Origin of the sequence: Cognataquiflexum rubidum (genome assembly GCF_022538115.1) — a bacterium.
Taxonomy (GTDB): domain Bacteria; phylum Bacteroidota; class Bacteroidia; order Cytophagales; family Cyclobacteriaceae; genus Cognataquiflexum; species Cognataquiflexum rubidum.
Genome location: NZ_JAKZAL010000001.1, coordinates 21,114 through 33,484, shown reverse-complemented (window position 1 = coordinate 33,484; position 12,371 = coordinate 21,114). Strand labels below are relative to the sequence as shown.

General features: G+C 40.4%; 13 protein-coding genes. 8 read left to right on the top strand and 5 right to left on the bottom strand.

All coding sequences use genetic code 11. The features are described 5' to 3' along the window. The first annotated feature begins 186 nt into the window (after positions 1-186). Both hslU and MMU05_RS00155 read left to right on the top strand, forming a co-directional pair. Positions 187-1,590 (top strand): ATP-dependent protease ATPase subunit HslU, encoded by a 1,404-nt coding sequence (gene hslU / locus MMU05_RS00160; RefSeq protein WP_241139663.1) that lies wholly within the window; start codon positions 187-189, stop codon positions 1,588-1,590. Between the two features lie 105 nt (positions 1,591-1,695). Beyond that, positions 1,696-2,433 carry an SDR family NAD(P)-dependent oxidoreductase gene (locus tag MMU05_RS00155; protein ID WP_241139662.1) on the top strand — a complete coding sequence of 246 codons (738 nt, stop codon included), beginning with the start codon at positions 1,696-1,698 and terminating at the stop codon, positions 2,431-2,433. A gap of 28 nt (positions 2,434-2,461) precedes the next feature. On the opposite strand, the gene MMU05_RS00150 is transcribed toward MMU05_RS00155, so the two are convergent. Beyond that, positions 2,462-2,950 (bottom strand): SixA phosphatase family protein, encoded by a 489-nt coding sequence (locus tag MMU05_RS00150; RefSeq protein WP_241139661.1) that lies wholly within the window; start codon positions 2,948-2,950, stop codon positions 2,462-2,464. An 89-nt stretch (positions 2,951-3,039) separates the two neighbouring features. Between MMU05_RS00150 and MMU05_RS00145 the strand changes: the two genes are divergently transcribed. Then, positions 3,040-3,231 carry a cold-shock protein gene (locus MMU05_RS00145; RefSeq protein WP_113926186.1) on the top strand — a complete coding sequence of 64 codons (192 nt, stop codon included), beginning with the start codon at positions 3,040-3,042 and terminating at the stop codon, positions 3,229-3,231. A gap of 58 nt (positions 3,232-3,289) precedes the next feature. Here MMU05_RS00145 and cdaA read toward each other — a convergent pair whose 3' ends face one another. Together cdaA and folP are read right to left on the bottom strand one after the other, a co-directional pair. Continuing rightward, a complete protein-coding gene (gene cdaA / locus MMU05_RS00140) occupies positions 3,290-4,159 on the bottom strand; it encodes a diadenylate cyclase CdaA (RefSeq protein WP_113926185.1) in 870 nt (289 codons plus the stop codon). Continuing rightward, positions 4,156-5,040 (bottom strand): dihydropteroate synthase, encoded by an 885-nt coding sequence (folP, locus tag MMU05_RS00135; RefSeq protein WP_241139660.1) that lies wholly within the window; start codon positions 5,038-5,040, stop codon positions 4,156-4,158. The genes cdaA and folP overlap by 4 nt, the downstream gene beginning before the upstream one ends. A gap of 16 nt (positions 5,041-5,056) precedes the next feature. On the opposite strand from folP, the gene MMU05_RS00130 reads away from it, so the two are divergent. Genes MMU05_RS00130 through MMU05_RS00120 form a run of 3 tightly spaced genes read left to right on the top strand, consistent with a single transcriptional unit; the run spans position 5,057 to position 7,222 of the window. Continuing rightward, a complete protein-coding gene (locus tag MMU05_RS00130) occupies positions 5,057-5,602 on the top strand; it encodes a DUF1599 domain-containing protein (RefSeq protein ID WP_241139659.1) in 546 nt (181 codons plus the stop codon). Then, the gene (locus MMU05_RS00125; RefSeq protein ID WP_241139658.1) at positions 5,595-6,695 is read left to right on the top strand and encodes a BT_3928 family protein; all 1,101 of its coding nucleotides are present in this window, start codon (positions 5,595-5,597) and stop codon (positions 6,693-6,695) included. The genes MMU05_RS00130 and MMU05_RS00125 overlap by 8 nt, the downstream gene beginning before the upstream one ends. Next, positions 6,692-7,222: a shikimate kinase gene (locus MMU05_RS00120; protein ID WP_241139657.1), complete on the top strand. Its 531-nt coding sequence runs from the start codon at positions 6,692-6,694 to the stop codon at positions 7,220-7,222. Before MMU05_RS00125 ends, MMU05_RS00120 begins: the two co-directional genes overlap by 4 nt. On the opposite strand, the gene MMU05_RS00115 is transcribed toward MMU05_RS00120, so the two are convergent. Continuing rightward, positions 7,212-8,732, bottom strand: coding sequence for an OmpP1/FadL family transporter (locus tag MMU05_RS00115; RefSeq protein ID WP_241139656.1), 1,521 nt, complete (start codon positions 8,730-8,732; stop codon positions 7,212-7,214). The two genes, MMU05_RS00120 and MMU05_RS00115, sit on opposite strands and share 11 nt — an antisense overlap. Positions 8,733-8,815: 83 nt before the next feature. Next, positions 8,816-10,183 (bottom strand): hypothetical protein, encoded by a 1,368-nt coding sequence (locus tag MMU05_RS00110; protein ID WP_241139655.1) that lies wholly within the window; start codon positions 10,181-10,183, stop codon positions 8,816-8,818. 125 nt (positions 10,184-10,308) lie between these two features. Between MMU05_RS00110 and proS the strand changes: the two genes are divergently transcribed. Continuing rightward, complete coding sequence (proS, locus tag MMU05_RS00105; protein ID WP_241139654.1) at positions 10,309-11,790, top strand: proline--tRNA ligase; 1,482 nt, start codon at positions 10,309-10,311, stop codon at positions 11,788-11,790. Positions 11,791-11,908: 118 nt separating this feature from the next. Then, the gene (locus MMU05_RS00100; protein WP_241139653.1) at positions 11,909-12,370 is read left to right on the top strand and encodes an NfeD family protein; all 462 of its coding nucleotides are present in this window, start codon (positions 11,909-11,911) and stop codon (positions 12,368-12,370) included. Position 12,371 lies beyond the last annotated feature (1 nt).

Sequence of the window (12,371 nt, the reverse complement as noted above, 5' to 3'; positions counted from 1 at the left end):
AAATTCCTATCATAGGCAACTTAGCAATATTGAATAAATACCTTTTTGGTCGATATTCATCATGTCAATCGCCAAAAGTCAAGCGTTCTTCCCATTTCAGAATGTTTTATGGTATATAGGGTGGATCAAAGATTTTGAAAATATCCACCTCAATAAATGAATGGAGAACGTTTTAACGTCAACAATATGAGAAACGATTTTAGTGATTTGACCCCAAAACAGATTGTCGCGGAGCTTGATAAATATATCATCGGTCAGCACGATGCCAAAAGAAATGTAGCAATAGCCCTGCGCAACAGGATCAGAAGAATGAATGTTAAAGGCGATATCCAAAAAGATATTGTACCAAACAATATACTTCTTATTGGATCTACAGGGGTTGGCAAGACAGAAATTGCAAGAAGGTTGGCGAAAATTGCCAATGCTCCATTTGCCAAAGTGGAGGCTTCCAAGTTTACCGAGGTGGGATATGTGGGAAGAGATGTGGAAAGTATGGTCCGTGACCTTGTGGAGCAATCAGTGCATTTGGTAAAGGAAAAGAAAAATGAAGAAGTCAAAGGTAAAGCCGCTGACGCAGTGGATGAAGCTATCTTGGACATCCTGATTCCACCCGTGAAAACAGCGGGATTTGCTCGTCCGGCAGTTTCAGGTTCGATAGATTTTAACTCCGAACAGGCACCTGACGATGAGTTGAATGAAAGAACCCGTGACAGATTCAGAGAGAAACTGAAGAATGGGGAGTTAGAAGATCGCAAGGTGGAGATCAATGTCAAGCAAAGTCCCCCGGTAGGAATTGGAATGATCGGTAACGGCATGATGGATGATGCCAGTATGGCGGGAATTCAGGATATGATCAGCGGGATGATGCCGAAAAAAACCAAAAAAAGAAAGGTTACCATTGCCGAAGCACGAAAGATACTGATGGAAGAGGAAACCTCTAAGTTGGTGGATTTTGACGAAGTGAAGGAGGAAGCCCTTCGATTGGCTGAAAATAATGGGATTATCTTCATTGATGAAATCGATAAAATAGCCTCAAAAAGCGGTAAAGGCGGATCCGGACCGGATGTGAGTAGAGAAGGTGTTCAGCGGGATTTACTACCCATAGTAGAAGGAAGTGCTGTCAATACCAAATATGGAGTCATTAATACCGACCATGTTTTGTTCATCGCCGCAGGAGCTTTTCATGTCGCAAAACCATCGGATTTGATCCCCGAACTTCAAGGAAGGTTTCCGATTAGAGTGGAACTGAACAGCCTGACAGAGGATGATTTCTACAGGATCTTGAAAGAGCCTAAGAATGCCCTGACCAAACAATATCAGGCGTTATTTGAGTCAGAAGAGGTCTATCTTGACTTCAATGATGATGCCATTCGAGAGATCGCCAAGTTGGCTTTTCAGATCAATGAAGATGTGGAAAATATTGGTGCCAGAAGGCTACATACAGTCATGAGTCACCTGCTCAACGATTTCCTATTCGAAGTGCCTGATACCATAGAAGCAAATTCCAAAATCATGATCACCCAACAAATGGTGCAGGAGAGATTGACGTCTTTGGTAAAAAACAGGGATCTTTCTCAATACATTTTGTAATCGGGATTTAGCTATTCCTGATTTTAGATCCAGACTTCAGCGGGATAAAGCCTTGAAGTCTGGATTTTTGTTTAATGGGCTTTTAATAATATTTAAATTTGACACATGAAAGCAACATCACTTTTTATCATCACAGGCACAAGCAAGGGAATTGGCCAGGCTTTGGTTCGGCTGGCACTTCAGGAAAATCAAAATAGGGTGATTGGAATTTCGAGATCAAAAGCAGAAGTGATTCATCCAAATTACCTTCACTTAGCCTGTGACTTGGGAAAAATAGAAGAGATCGAAAACAAGCTGAATGAAATTTTTCCGGAAGGAGAATTTGAACGGATTGTGTTGATAAACAATGCAGGAGTGATCGGGGAAGTCGCACATTTGGGTAAGTTATCCAATCAAAGCATCGGTCAGGTATTTGCGATCAATACCATTGCACCTGCCATTTTGATGAATGCTTTCGTAAAAAAGTATGCACAATCTAAGGAAGCGGAAAAAATTGTCGTGAATATTAGCTCTGGGGCAGCCACCAAAGCAATAGATGGTTGGTCGGGCTATTCTGCTTCCAAGGCAGCACTGAACATGCTTACCCAAGCAGCACAAGTGGAATCGGATCTGAATCTAAGCAGCATAAGATTTTTTGCAGTGGCGCCTGGCGTGGTGGATACAGCAATGCAGCAAGAAATCAGGAATTCCTCCTCCGAAGATTTTTCTTCTTTGGGAAAATTTATCGGTCTAAAGGAAAATAATCAATTGAGTAGTCCTGAATATGCAGCAGAAAAAATAATGTATTTAATAGGAAAAGAAGCAAAATTTAAGGAGGTAATCCAAGATGTGAGGAAATTTTAATTTGAAAATTTATCCCAATTGTCCTGTTTCAGTCTTTTTTGGGGTAATCGAAAAACCAGATCTTGGCATTTTTGGGACTTATTTCCTCCCATTTTTTCACATCAAATTTAAACCCAAACTGGCCGGCAGTTGGAAGATTGTCTATTTCACCCCCAAGCTTCCAGATCAGGTCATTCAATCCCGGATTGTGGCCGAATAAGAATAAAGTTTTGACACTTTCATCGGTTTTTTTGATTTCAGATAAGATTTGTGCTACTGATCCGTGGTACAGTTCCTTGTTAAATTGAATCTTTTTAGGTGGAAAATCAATCACTTCAGCCATGATGATTGCGGTGGCTTTTGCCCTTTCAGCATCAGAGGAGAGGATGGCATCAGGAAAGATATTTTCTTTTTTCAACCGCTTTGCCATCTTGGGCGCATCTTTTAAACCTCTCTCAGCAAGTGGTCTTTCATGGTCGTTTAAGAAGGGTTCATCCCAAGAAGATTTGGCATGCCTGATAATTACAAGCTTTTTCATAAGGGCAATTTAGCAAAATAAATTTTTGTTTTGTCAACTAGTATATTTACATTTAAAGGACATTTATCCACAAAATCTTAAAATTTATCATGCTTACCGGAACAGTAAAATTCTACAACGATGCAAAAGGATTCGGTTTTATCGTTGATGACGAGTCTCAGAATGACGTTTTTGTCCATGCCACAGGATTGGTGGACAAAGTAGCCCAAAATGACAAAGTAACCTATGATGTTAAGGACGGTAAAAAAGGACTTAATGCTATTAATGTAAAAAAGTTATAGTAGTAGCTTTGCTTTGAAGTGTAAAAAAAGGTCCGAAACTTCAGTTTCGGACCTTTTTTTATGCGCTTGTCGGAGTGACCTTTTTGAGTTTTGTCCTTTCGAATACGGATATGGATTCAAATTTCTCATCGATATCCACTCCTGACAGGTAATCATTGATCAATTCACGCAATTCTTGAAAAGAAAGGTTGTGAAGGATTTTTCCGTTTTTGGCAAGGGATACCTGACCGGTTTCTTCGGATATTATCAAAACCAAAGTATCTGTAGCCTCAGACATACCTATCCCTGCTCTGTGTCTCAGACCAAACTGGGCAGGAACTTCACGTTCGGTCACGGGAAGAATGCACCTCGCGGCTTTTACTTTTCCATTGTAAATGATCACAGCCCCGTCATGTAGCGGACTGTATTTATTAAAAATGGAGATCAGCAATCTTTTTGAAATCTGCGCATCAAGGATGTCACCGCTTTCTGCATAAAATTTCAATTCCGTATTGCTTGATAAGACCATCAAGGCACCAGTATTTGTACCGGAGAGACTTTTGGAAGCTTCGATTATTGGGTTGATATTAAAGGCATTACTTTCCCGTTTTTTCCAAAAAAGCAATTCCTGAAAGAAATTTTCATTGGATAAGAAAGAGGAACGGCCGATAATGAGAAGGAATTTCCGGATCTCGGGAGCGAAGATAATGATCGCTGCAATGACACCGACCCCCATGAATTGGCCAAGGATAATAGAAAGGAGCTCCATTCTCAAAGCACTTACCATGAGGTAAATCAAATAAATGGAAAGGAATCCAAGAAAAATTTTGATGGCAACACTGCCTCTCAACAATTTATAAACTTGATAAATAAGGATACTCACCAAGGTGATATCGATGATATTCACGATGGATATTTCTAAAAATCCTATTTTGAAAAGTAATGTCAAGGGTAAATTTCTTTATATAATTTTATCGTTTCTTTTGCCTCTTTCACGTCATGTACTCTCAAAATGTTTGCACCGTTAATAAGCGCGGCCATGTGGAGTGCGGTGGTCCCGTTCAATGATTCCTCGGCGGTGACTCCGAGTTTTTTGTGAATCATGGACTTTCTCGAGACACCCACAAGAATTGGAGCTTGGATTGTTTTAAAATAAGCCAAATTTTTGAGAATCCAATAGTTTTGTTCCAAAGTTTTAGAAAATCCAAATCCAGGATCAATCATTACATCTTTAATGCCAGCTTTCAGGCATAGGTTCAGTTTTTTAGAAAAATAATGCATAATTTCTGTTAAAATATTTTGGTATCCTGAATTTTGCTGCATCGTCTTTGGAGTGCCCTTCATGTGCATGGCGATATAGGGTACGTTTAGCTTCCCAACTTTTTCTATCATCAAAGGATCAAGTTCTCCGGCGGAAATATCGTTGACAAAATCAGCTCCCGCTGCCACAGCCTCCTCTGCCACTTTGGACCTGAAAGTATCAATCGATATCAGGATGTCAGGAAATTCACTTTTGATTTTTTCAATCGTAGAAATGGTCCTCGCCAACTCTTCATCAATTGAAATATCCTCAGCCATTGGCCTGCTTGAATAGCCTCCGATATCCAAAATGTCCACCTCTTCGAGGACCATTTTTTCCGAAACTTTTAAAAAAACCTCTTTTGAAGAAAGAAGCCTGCTTTTTTCAAAAAAAGAATCAGGTGTGAGATTTAAGATTCCCATTATCCAAGGTCTATCCAAAACCAATAGCTTTCCTTTGGAACAGAATGTTATTTTTGTAGGAAATAATATATCTTCGAAAGTCGAAGTTGGGGGGATACCGGAAATCATTAAAATTGTAAATACATTGAAAACGCAAACAGTCAGCGAATATAATCAAGTTATCGCCCATTGTAAAGAACTCTTTAAGAAGAAAACCCAGGATTATGGGACAGCGTGGAGAATCCTCAGACTTCCTTCTATTACAGATCAGATTTTCATCAAAGCGCAACGGATAAGATCCATTCAAGAAAAAGGCAACCAAAAAGTCAACGATCCGATTGTTGATGAGTTTGTAGGTATTATCAATTATTGTCTCATTGCTTTGATTCAGATCTCATACCAAAACGATTCTAGATTGGAAATTCCCTACTCCGAGTTTGAGCCATTATATGATAAATGGGCAGAGGATACAAGAAGCCTGTTGGAAAACAAGAACCATGATTATGGAGAGGCTTGGAGAGATATGCGGGTATCTTCCATGACAGATATCATCTTGATGAAACTTTACCGTGTGAAGCAAATTGAAGACAATCAAGGAATGACGGTGGTATCCGAAGGGATTGAAGCCAATTACCAGGATATGATCAATTATGCTGTTTTCTGTTTGATAAAATTGAATTACCATGTTTAAGCAAACCATGTTATATATCGTCAGGCTTTTGGTTGGAGGTCTGTTTATTTTTTCCGGTCTGATCAAAGTAAATGATCCTGTAGGTACGGCTATTAAACTGGAAGAATATTTCGATGTTTTTTCAAATGACATCGCTTCATTCTTTTATTTATTCAAAGATTATGCATTGCCGATTGGTGTGTTTCTGGTTGTGTCAGAAGTCGTATTGGGGGTGATGTTGATTTTGGGAGTAAGGCTAAGGTTTACGGTTTGGGCATTGGGAATCATGATTTTATTTTTCACTTTCCTTACTTTTTATTCGGCATATTTCAATAAAGTCACTGATTGCGGTTGTTTTGGTGACGCGATCAAATTGACACCTTGGGAGTCATTTACCAAAGATGTGATCTTGTTGGTTTTGATAGGCGTTCTTTTTCTTTTCAAAAAAGACCTTTCCAATGACGGTCCATCATGGGCCAAATGGACAGTTCGTGGCAGCTTGGTCCTTTCAGTGTTATTGGCGATAACGGCCATCCGGAACTTGCCATTTATCGATTTTAGAGCCTATAAAGAGGGGGTAAATATTACAACAGCGATGAAGCCTTCGGCACCTTTGCAATATAATTATATCATGAAGAAGGATGGTCAGGAAGTGGTATTGGACCAATATCCTACAGACGAATCCTACGAATTTGTGGATATGGTTTTGATCAATGAAGATGCCCTCCCCAAGATTTCTGATTTTGCGGTATGGAACGACGAAGGTGATTTTACGGAAGGAATTTTGACCGGGAATAAGGCTGTGATTTTTGTGACTTATATGGGAAAAATGAACACAACTCACCTCGAAACAATTGATGCCATGGTTCAGGGGCTTCAAGGGAGTGAGATATCGCCCATCCTTGTGGCGGCGTCTTCAGTGGATGAAATCGATGCTTTGATTTCTGACAGAAAATGGGACATAGAGGGGTATCAGGGTGATGCCACTGTTATTAAAACCATCATGCGTTCAAACCCCGGCATTATGCTGATCCAAGACGGAGTGGTCTTAAAGAAATACCATTACCGGAATACACCAAGTCCGGAGGAAGTGAAATCACTTTTTGCACGATGAAATCCCCTTTGAAGATTGTTTTGGTAGGAATGCCCGGATCCGGAAAATCTACTTTCGGAAGGCAGATAGCCAAAGAACTCAATTTTGTATTCATTGATTTGGATCATTTGATTGAAAGAGAGACGGGGAAAAAAATCAAAGACATTTTCAGTTCCGAGGGTGAAGGTAAATTCAGGGAGTTAGAAACCTTCTACCTTGAAAAAACGCTCGATGGTCTAGATGGTTTTGTTTTATCTACCGGTGGAGGCACCCCTTGTTTCAACAACAACATGGAGTTGATCAATCAAAAAGGAGTATCTGTATATCTAGACGTTTCCTTGGAGGAAATCAATAAAAGATTGATGAAAGACCAAACGGGGAAAAGGCCGATGTTTGCAGGTTTGGAGGTAGGTGAAATCACATTAAAATTAAAAAACCTTCTTTTGCAACGTGAATATTTTTATCTCCAGTCAAAAATAAAACTCAGTGGAGAGGATATATCCACTGAGCATTTGATGTCGGCATTGATGGGGTTTTTTAGAAATTAAAACCGAATGTCATCGTTCCGGTAGTGATGTTGTTACGTATCTCGGTAAATGGTCCAATGTTAAAACCACCTTCCTCCACAGGGAATGAATTGTAAAGCTGTCTAAAATTGGTCGAAGACAATGCAAAATCAAAGTACATCGCTTTTAACCTTACCCCAAAACCTCCTGAGAATTGTTGTGTTTTTCTGTCAAAATCACTGTTGACAAATGGGTCTCCGTACAATCCATAGCCTCCTCTCAATCTCCATATATCAAATCTGAATTCGCCACCGACTCTATAATTTATTGTTTGGCCGAATAAAGACCGAATTTGTTGGTTGTCAGCCCCTGCATTAAAATCCCGTGAATTGATGCGGCTCTTGCTGTAATCTAAGTAATCGATGTCCGCAGAGATAAAACCACTTTTTCCAATGAATAAAGTTGCTCCTCCACTCAATCTCAAAGGGGTGTTGAGGTTATAATTCCCTATCGTAATTGGCGTTTGTGCTTCTTCTGTTCCAAGGGTAATATTTTCTTCTTCAAAGAAAAAGTTGTCAAAGTTGTTAACCATTCTGGCTTCGTATTCTTCATTAAAGGTATACCAAGTAGGGGATTGGAAGTTTACACCAAGGTTCAATTGATCCACTGGTTTGAAGATTACACCTAGATTAATATTGGCTCCAAAACCACTCATGGAAAGTCGTTCATTTATCGTAGAGTTCAATAAAGGTTCATCAAAAAATTCTTCTCTATAATTTTTTCTTTGGTTATAAATTACCGAAGACAAACCCAATCCCGCACCCACAAAGAATTTGTTAAGGAAGTTAGCTCCGTAAGAAACTGAAGTTTGGCTTATTCTTCCTTCTGAGGTTACCGTCTCATCTTGAAAAGGAAAACCGAGTACGAAGGAATCATATTGGGTAGGATTGCTGATTGGGTTTCCGTTTTGATCCCTGGTAATGGGATTAATCAAGAATGTCTGGTAAGCCAAACCTGTCAGACCAAAGTTTTCTATCTGACTTTCGGGAATACCATTTGCCTGCTGTAGGAAAAAATCAATGATAGAAACGTCCCCTTCAATGTCTGAGAAATAACCAAATTGAGTGTTAAAGTGGTTCATTCTGTTAAAACTGATACCAAACGATCCACCTTTGAATGCACTCGTATTTAAGGCTCCCTGCCTTGGATTGCTGATTACCAAACTTAGATTAGGTATGGAAAAGTTTCCTGTCCTGTCATCCTGGATTTGGCCCAGATAATTCGCCTCTGTATTCCAAGTCCCGAATGAGGGTGAAAAACTAAATTCAGACCTTCTGAAAAACCCAAGTCCGGCAGGATTGGTATGGATATTCGAAATATCGCCACCCAATGACATTTGGGCACCGCCTAATCCAATTATTCTCGCAGACCCGGTTGATCTAAACTGGCTAAACCTTAATGCATCTTCATAATATCCAAACTGAGCAAATACTGACGAAGAGCCAAAAAAAATCAAAAAAAATCCAAGCAATGAATGTTTTGTCGAAATCATATAAGAAATATAGAAATTTGACTTATAGTTTTTAAGAAAGAGGATAAATTTTCAATAACAAAGTCTCTATAAAAAAAGGGGAATTACCTTCCCCCTCTTCCTCCTCTAGATCCTCCGGAGCTCATACCACCTCCACGGCTTGCCCCTCCCATACTTCCTCCGCTGCTCCTACTTGGAGAACTAAAAGAAGGTGAAGAACTTCTGCTTGGTGCTGACATGCTTCCGCCCCTTGATGGGGTAGACATGCTACCACCTCTTGATGGTGTAGATGTCCTGTTATTATTCATTGTGTTTCCCCCTCTGTTGTATGAAGGATTTGCACCTCTGTTTGTATTGGTAGTGCCTCTGTTGTTGAAACTAGGAGAGGTTGAAGTGCCTCTGTTTACAGTTCCATTTGATACACCTGAATTTCCTCTTGAATTATAAGTTGGACGGGCATTGTCAATGCCGGTTCTGTTGGTAGGTCTTGTTGCTGCTGCTGACCCAACATTTCTGTTACCTGCTGCAGCTGAATTTGCAACCCTACTTCTTGAGCTGTTATAATAATCATTTTGTGATCTGCTGAAATCTCTCCCTGCTGTTCTGTTGTTTGCACCAACTGATCTGTCAGGGCTCACAGCATCTCTCCTTGCTGATCTTGCGGTGGACGGATAATTTGTTCCCGGTCTATTTCCACCTGAAGCCATTCCTGAATCTCTACCTGGTCTTCCGCCTCTTACAACCTGACGACCATTATCACCACCCCATCCTGGAGCACCCCATCCTGGCATACCCCAACCTGGTCTTCCCCAACCCCACATTCCGCCACCCATCCAAGGGTTCATCCATGGATTCATCCAAGGGTTCATCCATGGGTTACCCCACATTCCACCCATTCCCCAGCCCATACCCATACCCATTCCCATATTCCAACCCCACATAGAATTCCATCCTATTCCCATTCCCCACATTGGCATACCCCAGCCCATTCCCATCATTGGCATTCCCCAGCCCATACCCATCATTGGCGCTCCGAAACCCATGCCGAAACCTACGTTTACATTCATTCCACTATTGAAACCTGCACCGTTTACGCCGGCACCGGAACCATAGAAGTTGTTGTAAACATTCACATTTGGATTGGATTCTTGCGCTTCGTTATCATCGAAATAAACCTCACCCGTGCTAGGGGTTGCAGCTTGAGATTGATATTTGGCTATGTATTCCGGGTTAACGTTCCTTGCAGAAAAATTTTCCTGTTCAAATTCAGCTGGATTAACCGTATTCAACTGATTGAAATTTTGGGGATTGTTATTTGATACTGCAAACTGAGTGGCGACCTTGACATCAGAAGCCATAAAGTAAAGATCGTCGGTTTCCCTACCTCTTGTAGCGGTCTGACTTGTGCTGCAAGAAGAGAGCATAAGTACTGTACCTGCTCCAAGGATCAATATTTTGTTAAAGTTTTTCATTTGTTTGGTTTTACTATTTACCGTTATATACGAGTCATATAAGAGAGGGTTATCATTTTTTGGATTATATTTGCCCCCTACAGTAATTAGCGAAGATAATTAGATTTTTGAAATCAAAAAACACTATGAGTAAAGGATTACCAAAAAGGAGTGAAGACTATTCTTTGTGGTACAATGAATTGGTAAAGCGAGCTGACCTGGCCGAAAATTCTCCAGTAAGGGGTTGTATGGTGATCAAGCCATATGGCTATTCGATCTGGGAAAAAATGCAGGCGGAACTTGATAGGATGTTTAAGGAAACAGGGCATGTGAATGCATATTTTCCACTTTTTATCCCAAAATCCTACCTTTCCAAAGAAGCCAGCCACATTGAAGGATTCGCTAAAGAATGTGCGGTAGTGACCCATTACCGACTCAAAAATTCTGAAGACGGAAAAAGTGTGATAGTCGATCCTGAAGCGAAGCTTGAAGAGGAATTGATTGTCAGGCCCACTTCCGAAACTGTCATTTGGAGTACATATAAAAACTGGATCCAATCTTACCGTGATCTGCCTCTTCTTGTTAACCAGTGGGCGAATGTCGTCCGGTGGGAGATGAGAACTCGTTTGTTTTTAAGGACAACTGAGTTTTTGTGGCAAGAAGGACATACTGCCCATGCTACCAAGCAAGAGGCCATCGATGAAACTGTTCAAATGATGAACGTGTATGCTGAATTTGCAGAAAATTTTATGGCACTCCCTGTAGTTAAAGGGATTAAAAGCGCCAACGAAAGATTTGCAGGCGCTGAAGACACGTATTGCATTGAAGCGTTGATGCAGGATGGAAAGGCTCTTCAAGCCGGAACCTCCCATTTTCTCGGACAGAATTTTGCAAAAGCTTTTGATGTCAAATTCGCCACCAAAGAAGGTGGTCTGGAATATGTATGGGGGACTTCTTGGGGTGCCAGTACCCGATTGATGGGGGCATTGATCATGGCACATTCTGATGACAATGGCTTGGTGCTTCCTCCAAAGCTCGCACCAAATCAAGTAGTTATCGTACCGATTTATAAAGGAGAAGAAGAACTTATCAGGATTTCTGTAAAGGCAAAAGAAATTATAGCCAAGCTGAAAAAGAAAGGGATTTCTGTACATTTTGATAACAGGGATACCCATAAGCCTGGGTGGAAATTTGCTGAGTATGAACTCAAAGGTGTTCCATTAAGGATAGCTATGGGTCCAAGGGATCTGGAAAACAATACCATTGAACTGGCTAGGAGAGATACGCTGACCAAAGAAACCGTCAACCTTGGAGAAATAATCCTGGAAGATCATATCAGCAACCTACTTGACGAAATTCAGGAAAGCATTTATAAAAAAGCCTTCAATTTCAGAGAAGAAATGACCACAGAGGTCAATTCATGGACCGATTTTGAAGAATTATTGGAGTCTAAAGGGGGTTTTCTTTCTGCGCATTGGGATGGTACTCCTGAAACAGAAGAGAAAATCAAAGAACTTACCAAGGCAACAATCAGGTGTATTCCAATTGACAGGAAAGAAGAGGAAGGGAAATGTATACTTACCGGCAATCCTTCGAAAGGCCGCGTTTACTTCGCAAGAGCTTATTAAATTCTCATTTACTATTCAAATGCCTTCTCTATTTTGGGAAGGCATTTTTTTGACTTAATTATTATGTTCAGTTTTTTCCCAAACAAAAAACTGACTAATTTCATGAAAAATAAATAAAATGGTCTGGTTTATCTTGAGTACCCTTCTTATTATTGGATTGATCTTGGTGATCGCAGAGATCCTCTTTGTTCCGGGTACTACCATTGTCGGAATTATCGGTGTTTTGGTGACAGCAGTCGGAATCTATTATGCCTTTGTGACTTTTGAAAAGCAAGTTGCCGGAATGGTTTTAGTAGCAGCACTTGTTTTGAATTTTGGCGCCCTTCTTTATGGATTCAGGACGGGAGCATGGAAGAAATTTGCCTTAAAAAGCGCCATCAAAAGCCGTGCGTTCGATGACCGGCTCAAAGGATTAGTTGTCGGAATGCAGGGAATGACCGTTTCTGATGTCAAGCCATTTGGGAAAGCAGAAATAGGCGAGGGGATTTATGAGGTAAAATCCGAATCGGGATTTATTTCTGTCGGCACTACTGTTTTTATTACTAAATTGGAAAATAATACCATCATAATTAAATCATAGT

Coding starts and splice junctions, on each gene's coding strand:
- hslU (WP_241139663.1), top strand. CDS start 187: ATGAGAAACGATTTTAGTGATTTGACCCCAAAACAGATTGTCGCGGAG.
- MMU05_RS00155 (WP_241139662.1), top strand. CDS start 1,696: ATGAAAGCAACATCACTTTTTATCATCACAGGCACAAGCAAGGGAATT.
- MMU05_RS00150 (WP_241139661.1), bottom strand. CDS start 2,950: ATGAAAAAGCTTGTAATTATCAGGCATGCCAAATCTTCTTGGGATGAA.
- MMU05_RS00145 (WP_113926186.1), top strand. CDS start 3,040: ATGCTTACCGGAACAGTAAAATTCTACAACGATGCAAAAGGATTCGGT.
- folP (WP_241139660.1), bottom strand. CDS start 5,040: ATGATTTCCGGTATCCCCCCAACTTCGACTTTCGAAGATATATTATTT.
- MMU05_RS00125 (WP_241139658.1), top strand. CDS start 5,595: ATGTTTAAGCAAACCATGTTATATATCGTCAGGCTTTTGGTTGGAGGT.
- MMU05_RS00120 (WP_241139657.1), top strand. CDS start 6,692: ATGAAATCCCCTTTGAAGATTGTTTTGGTAGGAATGCCCGGATCCGGA.
- MMU05_RS00115 (WP_241139656.1), bottom strand. CDS start 8,732: ATGATTTCGACAAAACATTCATTGCTTGGATTTTTTTTGATTTTTTTT.
- MMU05_RS00110 (WP_241139655.1), bottom strand. CDS start 10,183: ATGAAAAACTTTAACAAAATATTGATCCTTGGAGCAGGTACAGTACTT.
- proS (WP_241139654.1), top strand. CDS start 10,309: ATGAGTAAAGGATTACCAAAAAGGAGTGAAGACTATTCTTTGTGGTAC.
- MMU05_RS00100 (WP_241139653.1), top strand. CDS start 11,909: ATGGTCTGGTTTATCTTGAGTACCCTTCTTATTATTGGATTGATCTTG.